General features: G+C 40.8%; 6 protein-coding genes. 4 read left to right on the top strand and 2 right to left on the bottom strand.

What is annotated here, in order from left to right:
* Window positions 1–158 precede the first annotated feature (158 nt).
* The 4 genes from SAGCYANO_RS12210 to SAGCYANO_RS12195 all read left to right on the top strand — a co-directional run bounded on the left by SAGCYANO_RS12210 (window position 159) and on the right by SAGCYANO_RS12195 (window position 2,326).
* Entirely contained in the window at window positions 159–548 is a 390-nt protein-coding gene (locus SAGCYANO_RS12210) for a hypothetical protein (RefSeq protein WP_202220332.1), read from the top strand.
* A gap of 173 nt (window positions 549–721) precedes the next feature.
* Window positions 722–1,111: a hypothetical protein gene (locus SAGCYANO_RS12205; protein WP_202220331.1), complete on the top strand. Its 390-nt coding sequence runs from the start codon at window positions 722–724 to the stop codon at window positions 1,109–1,111.
* A gap of 173 nt (window positions 1,112–1,284) precedes the next feature.
* Window positions 1,285–1,671: a hypothetical protein gene (locus SAGCYANO_RS12200; RefSeq protein WP_202220330.1), complete on the top strand. Its 387-nt coding sequence runs from the start codon at window positions 1,285–1,287 to the stop codon at window positions 1,669–1,671.
* Window positions 1,672–2,128: 457 nt separating this feature from the next.
* Entirely contained in the window at window positions 2,129–2,326 is a 198-nt protein-coding gene (locus tag SAGCYANO_RS12195) for a hypothetical protein (protein WP_202220329.1), read from the top strand.
* Here the strand turns inward: SAGCYANO_RS12195 and SAGCYANO_RS12190 are convergent.
* Together SAGCYANO_RS12190 and SAGCYANO_RS12185 are read right to left on the bottom strand one after the other, a co-directional pair.
* On the bottom strand, window positions 2,304–11,126 hold the full coding sequence (locus SAGCYANO_RS12190) for a CHAT domain-containing protein (RefSeq protein WP_237396093.1): 8,823 nt from the start codon (window positions 11,124–11,126) through the stop codon (window positions 2,304–2,306). The genes SAGCYANO_RS12195 and SAGCYANO_RS12190 overlap by 23 nt on opposite strands.
* A complete protein-coding gene (locus SAGCYANO_RS12185; protein ID WP_202220327.1) occupies window positions 11,119–12,126 on the bottom strand; it encodes a filamentous hemagglutinin N-terminal domain-containing protein in 1,008 nt (335 codons plus the stop codon). Before SAGCYANO_RS12185 ends, SAGCYANO_RS12190 begins: the two co-directional genes overlap by 8 nt.
* Window positions 12,127–12,567 lie beyond the last annotated feature (441 nt).

The raw sequence follows: 12,567 nt of genomic DNA, 5'->3' as shown, positions 1-12,567 counted from the left end.
TTAGGGGTGGGCTAATGTAGTGATTGATATTCGCAGTTAATAGACTTGATGTTTGCCCACCCTACCCATCACAAAACAATTGTAATAATAGAGGAACAAACTCCTCTGAAGATTTGGAAAAAACCTTCACACACAAAGTTACTTACGGAGTAATAAAAATGAAAAAAGCATTAGGCAAAGTCATCGTTGCATTTTTTGTCTGTTTACTATCTTTTGCAGTAGTATCTCCCAGCCCTGCAATGGCAGCTGAATATTATTGTATTTTAGAACTAGAGCCAGATTGTTTAAGACAATTACCGTTATCTGGAGACTTGTTACATGTAGATATACCTGAATTTGGAGTTAACTTAATATATGTGGATTTCAGCAATTTCTCAGAGAACGATGCTGTAGTTAACAGTAGTATTGACAGCCCAATATTCATGCCCCCATTTGGTCGTGAACGAAGAACTTATCCAGTCCAACCAGCAAGTTCAGTTACATTCTCAAATGCGAGTCGTGTTCTAGAGACACCAGTACAACTCAGAGTATTTGGGTATAGTCGTTAATTAAGATAATTTTTTGTAGGGGTGGGCTAATGTAGTGATTGATATTAGCAGTTAATAGACTTGATGTTTACCCACCCTACCCATCATGAAACAATTGTAATAATAGAGGAACAAACTCCTCTGAAGATTTGGAAAAAACGTTCACACAAAAATTGACTTACGGAGTAATAAAAATGAAAAAAGCATTAGGCAAAGTCATCGTTGCATTTCTTGTCTGTTTACTATCTTTTGCAGTAGTTTCCCCCAGCCCTGCAATGGCAGCTGAATATTATTGTATTTTAGAACTAGAGCCAGATTGTTTAAGACAATTACCGTTCTCTGGAGACTTGTTATTTGTAGATATACCTCCATCTGGAGTTGACTTCATATATGTGGATTTCAGCAATTTCTCAGATAACGGAGCTGTAGTTAACAGTAGTATTGACAGCCCAATATTCATGCCCCCATTTGGTCGTGAACGAAGAACTTATCCAGTCCAACCAGCAAGTTCAGTTACATTCTCAAATGCGAGTCGTGTTCCAGAGACACCAGTACAACTCAGAGTATTTGGGTATAGTCGTTAATTAAGATAATTTTTTGTAGGGGTGGGCTAATGTGGTGATTGATATTAGCAGTTAATAGACTTGATGTTTGCCCACCCTACCCATCACAAAACAATTGTAATAATAGAGGAACAAACTCCTCTGAAGATTTGGAAAAAACGTTCACACACAAAGTGACTTACGGAGTAATAAAAATGAAAAAAGCATTAGGCAAAGTCATCGTTGCATTTTTTGTCTGTTTACTATCTTTTGCAGTAGTTTCCCCCAGCCCTGCAATGGCAGCTACAGAATTTTGTTATTTACAACAAGAGCCAGATTGTGTAAGACGATTGCCATTATCTGGAGACTTGTTATATGTAGATATACCTTCATATGTTAGCGCTATAGATGTTACTTACACCAATTACTCAACTGAATATGAAGCTGTATTTAACACTAATCTTGGCAACCCAATAGCAATACCCCCATATCAAAGTAGTGAAGTAATAACTTATCCAGTCCAACCAGCAAGCTCAGCTAAATTCTCAAATGCGAGTCGTGTTACAGATACACCAGTACAAATCAGAGTAGTTGCGAAATAGTGGTTAATTAAGATAATTTTTTGTAGGGATGGGCTAATGTGGTGATTGATATTAGCAGTTATATAGACTTGATGTTTGCCCACCCTACCCATTAGATAAAATCCGGTAGCATTGGTGTAATTAGATAGTTAATCTAGGAGTCAGGAGTCAGGAGTCATATCAAATCCGGTTGAATACTTATCATATATTTGGGTGTGGGAAGGGTGGGAACCCACCCCTAACCCCTCCCAGGAGGGGAGTGTGGGGAGTGTGGGGAGGGTGGAGAGTTTCGGGATATTGAAGGCGAGAAAGTGTGGATAGAATTATAAACATATACTGTATAACCGGATTCTATATCAGGAGGAGAAAGAATTACAAAGATGAGCGTAGTTATGACGATTGGAGAATTTTTTGATGTTCAATAAAACGGATTTGATATCAGCAGCTAGAGAAATAGAATAGAGAAAAAGGTGGAAATTTGCCTCCCCATCACCCCATCACCCCATCACCCCATCACCCCATCACCCCATCACCCCATCACCCCATCACCCCATCACCCCATCACCCCATCACCCCATCACCCCATCACCCCATCACCCCATCACCCCATCACCCCATCACCCCATCACCCCATCACCCCATCACCCCATCACCTACCAAGGACTACCCACCATAGTAAACCCTGCCCAATGATAAGGATGAGATAATTTTCGATTCTCGATCTCCCCTAGCACCGATGGTAACTCTACGGACTCAAGACCTCCAACCCTCTCGATCTGATTTCCCCTAATCACCACATCCCCACGCAACATGGCTAACTGCGCCTGTCTTACAGCTTCTGCCTTAATCTTAGTCTGATTCAAATGACTATAAAACTCAGTCATTAATGCTAAGGTAGCTCGATCGTTGACATACCAAATGCTAGCTAAAGCTGACCTTACTCCTGATGCTATTGCTAATCCCGCAAATCCTAATTCGGCATCTTTGTCCCCAAAGGCGGTGCGACAAGCTGATAATACTAACAATTCTACAGAACTCTCATTCCAACCCAACTCCCTAATTTGGTCTAATTTTATTTGTTCAGTTCCCCATAACTGAATGTAAGAATTACTAATTTTTCCCGGTCTAAAATCAGCATGAGTGGCTAAATGAATAATAGGATAGGGATAACTTTCTTTTTGAGTAATTAAATTCTTAAGAGTAAAATCTTCATTGAGGAACATACTACCCTGCCATAGTTTTTGGGAAACAATTTCTAGTTCAACAGGTACTCCTGGTAAGGAATTGTGAGCAATAAACTCACTTGCTCCCATTGCTAATACCCTAGTATTTTGCAGCGGTCGGTAGTTGGTATCCATTAAACTGACACTGGGAATTAAACTCAGGCTATATTTTTCGATCAGGAATTGTTCGCCATCGTGTAATGCTGCTACGGCTAAAGTTCGCAAACCTTCATCCATACTGAATAGTAAGGTATCGATATTGGCTGCTTCTAGTTCTGATGCTATGGGTGCAATGAGCCAATTGTATAATGTTTGTGCTGGTGATAGATAACTATCATTATCTTGCTGGGACGGAGTTGTAACTCTTATTCGTAATTCTAGGGCAACTTTCATGATTTGTTCGCGGTTGACTTCGGGAATGGTTTTGATTATTGGTTGACCTTCTTTGGTATATAAGATTATTTGTAGTTGTTCTGGATAGACATTAATATAAACAATGGCAGATTCTTTTCCGGTTTGATTTGCCATGTCACTTAATATGTCTCGGACGCTTTGTGTAGAAATTAATTTTTCCTCAAGATTTGCTCCCAGGAAATCTGAATATTCCTGGAGACTGTTTCGTTCTAACATTGTTACTACTTGGTCTGAAGCTGTGGCTGTTATTAGAGTTCTGGTATTAACTGGATTAATTGTTTTTAAGATTTGTTGGGTGTCAGTTGTATGCTTGATAGATGCTTCTGTTTGTTCTTGAGCAGTGCCTGCATTGGTTGTTTGGTTATTGTTAGTGGGAGCGGTCAGGGTGAAAAAATTGCTATTGTTTGATATTTGCTGTAATATTGACTGGGATTGATTATTCTCTATTTGGGTGTCAGTGGTGTCAGTTGCGGTGGTTACTGGTATCTCGGTTGAATCATTGAGATTTTCTATTTGGATGGGGTTAGTTTCTACTGGGAGAATCTGGTTATCAGTGGTATCTTCTGGTATAATAATGTCGCTACTATCAATATTAGTAATTGTTTCTATTTCCTGTGGGGCGATCGCTATTTGTTCTCCGGTATTGATATTGTCTGGAGTATCATTAATAGTTGCATTCCCACCTACGGAAGTAGTTGTTTGCTCTTCTACAGGAATATTACCACCTGCTTGAATATCGATATTAGCGTCTCCTTGATTGACCTGTACAGTTTGATTTTCGGTGCTAATATTACTACCTGGTTGAATATTGATATTAGCATTTCCTTGATTGGTCTGTGCAGTTTGATTCTCGGCGCTAATATTCCCACCTGGTTGAATATCGATATTAGCATCTCCTTGATTGGCGATCGCCTCTTGATTACCTACGGAAACATCTCCTCCACCATCAATATCAATATTGGCATCTCCATCTCCAGAAATTATATTTTGGTCTTCGCTGCTTATATCTTCTGTTGCATCTAGATCGATACCACCTGCTTCCCCCTCTGAAGCAATTGATTCTAAGTCCAAAGTAGTAATGGAGCCATCAGTTGCTTCTAGTTGAATAATACCTGAACTGACTGTACCCAAAGAACTTAAGTTTCCTGTAGTTATTTGACTGCCATTAATAATAACTTCACCACTGGGACCGTCTGGTGCTTGAGTCGTCACATTTCCTGTATTCACTGTTGCTGTCTGACTTTTAATCATCAAATCCCCACTGTTAGTGGCACCAAAGGATGATATATTTTCCAGATTCACACTTTCTGGGGCATCAATATCAATATTTCCTCCTCTACCTTCCTCTGAAAAAGATGTAATGTCTCCCGTTGAACTAATCTCCCCTATTTCACTCTCCAATGTGATGTCACCACCCTGTTGCATCCCTTCGGAACGAATGCCGCTAATACTGATATTACCTCGAGATGTGAGAGTGACATCCCCACCAATACCGTCCGTCGAAAAAGTGTTTAACTCTCCTTGAATATCCATGCTGTTTTCACTGCGAGTGTCAATAGTAATATCACCCCCACGCTCCCTTCCCTGGGATAGAATATTTTCTAGATTAATCGAACCTTCGGCTTGAATATTCACATTTCCGGCTGTACCTTGTTCTGAAAATGTTTCTATTGCTTGGGTCGAATTGACTTCACCTTTTTCACTAATAATTTCAACGTTTCCGCCTGTGGTTGGTGTGGTTTCGTTGATAGCGCTAGCTTCTAGTTTGCCTAGAGTAATATCTTCTCTGGCATTGAGGGTAATGTCTCCAGTGCCGTCAGGGGAACGAGAGTTTATTACTCCAGCAGTGGTGTCTATTGTGCCGTTGTTGCTAGTAATATTGATATTTCCTGCTACTCCTTGGGTGGCTTCTCCTTGGGGTCTAGGTATGAGGGTAAAATTGTTAAATACTGGTCTTTCTTCTCTGACAAACCCTGATTCCAGGTCTATTTGACCTACTTCTATTGCGTCATCCGCAACAATATCTATTGTACCTGTATCGCCCTCATCTGCACCGGAATATATTCTTGCTGCTGTGGTGTTGATGTTGTTACCTGCTTCGAGAATAATATCTCCCCCTCTCCCTACTCCCCCGCTCCCCCTCTCCCCCTCTTTTTCTGATGGTTCGGAGGCAGAGATAACATTACTATTTTCGGTGATATTGATGTCACCTCCTGCTTTTAAGAGAATTTGGCCACCGTCTGCATCGGCAAAGGAGTAAATGTCACTGGTAGTGATGTTTCCTGCGGATGCTTCTAGGGTGAGGTTGCCGCCAGTTCCCTCCCCAGAATAGTTTGCCAAAAATCCATTACTGGTGTCTATGTTTCCTGTTTCTGTAATTATGGTAATTTCACCGCCTTGTTGTTCTCCGTGGGAACTGATGGTATTAGTAGTCACGTCTGTTTTGGCAGTCAGAGTCACATCTCCAGCGTTACCATTTTCAGAAAATGATTGGATGGGTTGGGTGGCATTTATTTCTCCTTCTTCACTGGTAATAGTAATGTCACTTCCGTTAGCAGCTTCTTGTGATTCAGATGATTCTGAGGCAGAAGATTGGATAACCCCTGTTACGATATTTTCTTGAGCTGTGATTTCTATTGCGCCTGCGTTGCCAGTACTTGTGCTTCTGGCTGAGATGGTACTATTTTCGGCTGATAGTTCCCCTGTGTTAATAGTAATTTTTCCTCCGTCTCCAGCTCCGGTAGTCTCCGTAATAATTTGACCTTCCAGTTGAAAAGTTTCACTGGGGTTGATGTTGATGCTGCCTCCGTCTCCACTATCGGAAGTAGCTGCTGATATAGTTGTGTTTTCAGCTATTGTGAGGTTTTTGGTTTCGATATTGATGATGCCTGCGTTTCCTCTGTCTTCTGTTTCAACTGTTATTCGTCCTTCCCCTGAAATATTTATATTTTCTGGAGCGAATATATTGATGTTACCTCCATCTCCACTTGCTGTGGTGAGTGCTGAGATAAAGCCATTTTCGGTGAAAGTAATATTGAGGTCGGGGTCAAAGCGAGGGGAACGATTTTCTCTACTCCCCTGCTCCCCTCTCTTATAAGGGTTGAGAGTAAGAGTACCTGCCGGAGTTTCTCCTGCTGTTTCTACGAATATTCCTAGTTGACCTGATATTAGTAAATCTGTAGCATTAATGGTAATGTTGCCTCCTGCTTCGGTATTGGTTGCTCCTTCTCTTGCTGTGGCACTAATTTGGGCATCTTCTCCTATGGTTAGTTTTCTGGTGTTGATTTCTATATCTCCAGCTTTTCCTTGATTATTGGTTTGTGTAGTTAAACTTGTTCCTGTTTCTAGGGTGAAGTCTTCGGTGTCGATCTCGATCGCTCCACCGTTTCCTTTGTCTGTGGTAGAAGCGAATATAGCTACTCCATCTGAGAGGGTGAGGTTTTGGGTTTCAATGTTGATAATACCAGCGTTTCCTTTGTCTGAGGTTTCTACAGCGATGAATCCTTTTCCAGCAATATCTATAGTTTCTGGGGCACTGAGGTTAATATTACCCCCATTACCTGTGGAGGAGGTAGAAGCAGAAATAAAACCGTTGTTGCTGAAATTGATGTTGAGGTCTGGGTTGTCTTTGTAAGGACTGAGGGTAAGGGTGCCCGCGTTGGCCGTTCCTTCGGTTTCTGCGAATATTCCGAGTTTTCCCGTGATATTAAGTTCGTTGGTGTTGATGGTAATATTGCCTCCGTCTTCAGTGCTGGTTGAGCCTAATACTAATGTGCTACTGATTTGAGCATCTTCCCCAATGTCTACAGTGTTGGCGTTGATGGCAATCTCTCCTGGCGCACCTGCTGCAAAAGTTTCTGTAATTATGCTAGTCCCTTGCTGTAGGTTGAGCTTGTTTGCTTGGATGTCGATAATGCCTGCGTTACCTGTACCTTCTGTACTTGCTCGGAGTTTGCTGTTGTTGGTGAGTTGAATGTTTCGGGGAGTTACAAGGGTGATGTTGCCTGCGTCTCCTTCGGCGTTGGTGATACTGAAGATATTAGTGTTGTCGAGTGTGATGTTTTTTTGGCTATCGATGTAGACTTCTCCAGCATTTTGGTCTCCTTTGGTGTCACTTGCGATGGTGACGTTGTTGAGGTTGAGGTTGCCTGAACTGAAAATGTTGACGTTTCCCGATCGCCCTTCTGTGCTGCCTACGTCTATTATTATTTCTCCTGACAAAGGGGTGTCGGTCGCTATTTGTTTACTGGTGATGATGGATAAGTCATTCAGTAGAAGGTTTCCTCTTGATTTATTTTCTATTGTTACTTGTCCTGACTCGGAGTTGCTAGATAGTGTCAATATTTCTACATTGCTGAGGTTGTTGGTGGTAATGTTAACGTCTCCACCTTTTTCGGAGTTGTTTGTTCCGACTGAGAATGTATTTATTTGCAGTTGTTCTGTATCTGCATCTTTTGGTTGATTAAATTTGATAGTTTCTGCGTTGAGGAAAATAGTACCTCCATTCCCTGAATTGCCATCATTTGAGAAAGAATAGGAATTGAGGTTTTCTGTAGTTATATTACTCCCTGCTTCCAGAGAAATATTACCCCCATCTCCTGATGCACCATCATTTGATAAAGAATAGGAATTGATATCTTCTGTAGTTATATTACCTCCTGCTTCCAGAAAAATAGTACTGCCATCTCCTGATGCACCATCATTTGATAAAGAATAGGAATTGATATCTTCTGTAGTTATATTACCTCTTGCTTCCAGAGAAATAGTACCGCCATCTCCTGATGCACCATCATTTGATAAAGAATAGGAATTAAGGTCTTCTGTAGTTATATCGCCCCCTGCTTGTAGTGATATAGCACCGCCATCTCCTGATGCACCATCATTTGATAAAGAATAGGAATTGATATCTTCTGTAGTTATATCGCCCCCTGCTTCCAGAGAAATAGTACCGCCATCTCCTGATGCACCATCATTTGATAAAGAATAGGAATTAAGGTCTTCTGTAGTTATATTACCTCCTGCGTCCAGAAAAATAGCCCCTCCATCCCCAGATTCGCCATCATTTAAAGAATAGGAATTGAGGTCTTCTATTGCGATATCGCCCCCTGCTTGTAGTGATATAGCACCGCCATTTCCAGATTCGCCATCATTTGATAAAGAATAGGAATTTAAGTTTTCTGTAGTTATATTACCCCCTGCTTGTAGTGATATAGCACCGCCATTTCCAGATTCGCCATCATTTGAGATAGATTTTGTAGCAATGTCGCCCTCTGCTTCCAGAGAAATAGCACCCCCATCCCCGAAAAATGAACGAGCAAAAAGCGATCCGGCCGTGGTATCAATTGAACCTGTGGTACTTTCTATGTTAATCTGACCAGCATTGCCACTACCACCGCTTCCCTGTTCTCCTTCAGATACAACAAAAAATTCACCAGAATTAGTAATAATTTCTGCCGTAGTAATATCCCCTACCGCCTCAATATTAACATTACCCCCATCCCGATTGATAGATAAACTCTCTAACGAATCTGTAAGAATATCTCCAGAGATAGATTCTGTTGATATTAGTCCACTCTTATCCTCTTCTTCTGATGGTATAGCTCCTCCCTCATCCACATCTATAGTTGCCAGCAAGTCCCCGGTTGGGAACCAAGAAGTATCAACATTACCCAAACTAATACTGGCACCAGCAATAGTCAAATTTCGCCCATTGGTCTTAATAGTATCCGCACCATTCTTAAAGGTATCCTCGTTGCTGCTAACATCTGGCAGATTATCTAACATCGTCACAGTACCAATTCCATCCTCATCCACATCTGCACGAAATTCTATCTCTCCTGTTCCAGGTAGAAATTCCAAGACATCATCTGCGATATCCTCAACAGTTATATCGTTTATCGCGAACAACTGAACATTCCCATCCCCAGAAGTTTCATCGAATTCATCATTTATTGTAATATTCGTCCCAGATAGAAAAACACTTTCCCCACTAATTCCACTACCTGTAGCAACAATATCTCCCGTAGCTTCAATATTAATTGCACCACCTCTACCACTATCAATTTCTGTATTTTCTGTAGATTCCACCTCAGAATTATTTTCTCTAGTCGGAGCATCTTGCTCCGAAGTCGGAGTATCTTGTTCCAAAGTGGGAGCATCTTGTTCCGAAGTAGGAGCATCTTGCTCCGAAGTAGGAGTATCTTGTTGGGAAGTAGGATTATCTTGCTCTGAATTATTTTCTATAGTGGGAGCATCTTGCTCGGAAGTGGGAGTATCTTGCTCCGAAGTAGGAGTATCTTGCTCCGAAGTAGGAGTATCTTGCTCCGAAGTAGGAGTATCTTGCTCCGAAGTAGGAGTATCTTGCTCCGAAGTAGAAAGACTTTCTGTTAAAGTCACATTTCCTGCACTCTGAATTTCTATATCTCCCCCAGCAGTAACAATACCATTTACATCCTCACTCACATCACCAATATTCACATCTCCCAACACATCAAAAAACGCTCCACCACTACCAGAAACCGCTTCTAAATTTTCTACATTCAACTGCAAAGACGCACCCGCTAAACCTATTCCTCCACTGCCATTTGTTTCAAATAAAACACTACCTGCATTAATAATTGAACTATCAGAAACTCTAGCAATATTTCCACCATTGGCATTAACTAAAATTTTCCCTGTAGTTGTTAAATTTGCCAGATTTATATCCCCTACTTCTCCCAAATTTCCTAACTGAATATTAATCGTTCCACTACCAGCATTTAATGTTGTTCCATCTAGTTGATTTATTGATGCTACTCCGGCACTCCGGTTAGCAATATTCATTTCATCATTATTACCAAGTAAGTCAATATTTCCATTGCCAATTGATGTATCAATATCGGCATTTATATTAATACTTCTACCTGCTTTTAATTCTACAGATTCGGTAGTTTCTATCTTTTCATTAATTGTTATATCGTTGTCGGCAAATAAAATTATATCTCCTGATAACTCCCCAAAATTTTCTGCTGAAATTGTCACATCAGCATTTTCATCTTGAGCAAAGGGGTCTATTGGTGTTTCTGTTTCTGTTTCTGTTTTTTCTGAATTATCAGTATTTTCTGTAGAAGTAACTTCTGTCTCTGAATTTGTATTTTCTGTTATTTCTGAATTATCAACATTTTCTTCTGTATTTTCACCAGATGCCACTTCCGAATTATTATCTACTGTTTCTGTTTCTGAACTTTCAGTATTTTCTGTAGTTTCTGAATTTTCCGAATTTTCACCAGATGCCACTTCCGAATTATCATCTACTGTTTCTGTTTCTGAACTTTCAGTATTTTCTGACTCTCCCACTGTGATATTTTCTGGGTCTAATAATATTGTTCCTGGGGTGCCAAATTCAGCACTAACATTGACATTTCCATCAAATATTAATTGCTGTTTTCCAGATACTTCAACAAACCCTCCATCACCAGAAAATTCTCCTCCTCTCGCACTAATATTCCCGGAAAAATTAGTAATTCCATCTGACCAAATTATGACTTGACCGCCGTCACCATTTGTGGTAGCATCAGCGGAAATAAATGAGTTTTGATTGACAAAAGTTTGCTGAGAGTTGAGTACTATTCCATCACCTTGAAAGTCCCCTCCAATTAATACTCTTCCCCCTCCATTTAGACCATCGGCGTTAATATTGGCATCAATAATTGCTACGCGATCGCCTAAAATATTTACTTGTCCACCAATATTAGATCCCCCCTGACCCCCCTTTTTAAGGGGGGAACTGGAGTTGGTATTCGTTTCTATTCCTTGAGAGTTCCCCCTTCTGTCTCCCTGGGAAAGAAGAAGACTATTCATATCCCCCTTGAGCGATCCCCCTCCCGTCCCCCTGATCAAGAGGAAGGCCAGATGTTGCTGCGCTTTTTGTTGAACGGGGGTTAGGGGAGAGCGATACATCTATGTTTCCCGAAGCGATCGCATCTCCTGATATATCACCCACTATTGTATTTGAATCTATCAACACCACATCACCATTTCCATTCACAGTCATAGATGTGGCCTGAGTTACTTCTCCACCTGTTAAAAGTTCGGGCAACGATAAGGGGTTTATACCAGAGAGAGCTTCCCCATTCGCTGCTGTTGAACCTACTTCCAAACTTAATAAATTTCCTGGTTGGGATATTCTCAGGGTACTACCTCCTTCTACTGCTGCAATAGTAACGTTACCGCCTGCTGTGGCGAGTTGCCCCGTGTTGATAACCGTGCCACCCAACAAAGTAAGATTTTCTCCAGGGTTTAAACTCAGGTTTCCTTCATTAACTATTGCGCCTGGGTTTGATACATTAAATTTATAGCCACTGGGGTTTCCTACTAGGTTGGCATAATCATTTGTTCCCATAGCTTGAAACCAGAAATTATTACTGTTAAAGCCTATACCTGTAGCAGTAGTAACGCTGAATGAGGCGGGGACATTAAGGCTAGCATTGGGGCCAAACATTATGCCTGCGGGGTTCATCAAGAAGAGGTTAGAGTTACCACCGATGACTTGGATGAGACCGTTAATTATAGAAGGGTCTCCACCTGTAATTCTACCCAGAATGTTGCGAGTATCTGGAGTAGTGACAAAGTTGGCTGTTTGACCGGAGTTAACGTTGAATCGATCGAAACTGTGGAAGAGGTTAGTCCCGTTGTGAGTGCCACCTTGAATATTAAATTGATTGCCGTTTTGATTGACAGTTGTACCTGTGCCATCGTTTGAGGGGGTTATGGGTTGAGATTTGGCGGGAGTTGTAGCCAATATCCCTAAAATTACAGTCAGAGCTGTTATACTGTAAGATTCTAATTTATTAGCTTTCATAAAAGACTTCTGCAGGCAGTTATAACATTAATTTATAAGTAAACAGAGAAATTAGGCAACGACACTATTTTTAGTTTCACAATATCATCGTATTTTTCTTCTAGAAATTGTAGCAACTATCCTCCTGTTAATACCACTAAACTGAACACCCTAATTTTCCTATTCCCATATAATAATATTAGAACCTTTGATCTTTAATATAATAGTTGTTAACCCAGGCCCAACTACAGCCCTTTTCAGATTGATAAACCACATCGTCATAACCAAAAACCTATAAGGGCGCAATTCGGAGCTTTGCGGAGCGCAAATGCCATTTGCTTCGCATAACTATCGTTAACGCCCCTACTGTGGTTTACTGAAATGAAAACCGCTGTAAGATAATAGTTAACATTCGAGTCAGTTGAATTGCAAACACTTAGTATATTTGTATAAGTCTTGATA

Origin of the sequence: Okeania sp. KiyG1 (genome assembly GCF_014132355.1) — a bacterium.
Lineage (GTDB): Bacteria > Cyanobacteriota > Cyanobacteriia > Cyanobacteriales > Microcoleaceae > Okeania.
Note: the sequence above shows the minus strand (reverse complement) of the source record. Positions and strands in the feature narration are given on the sequence as shown.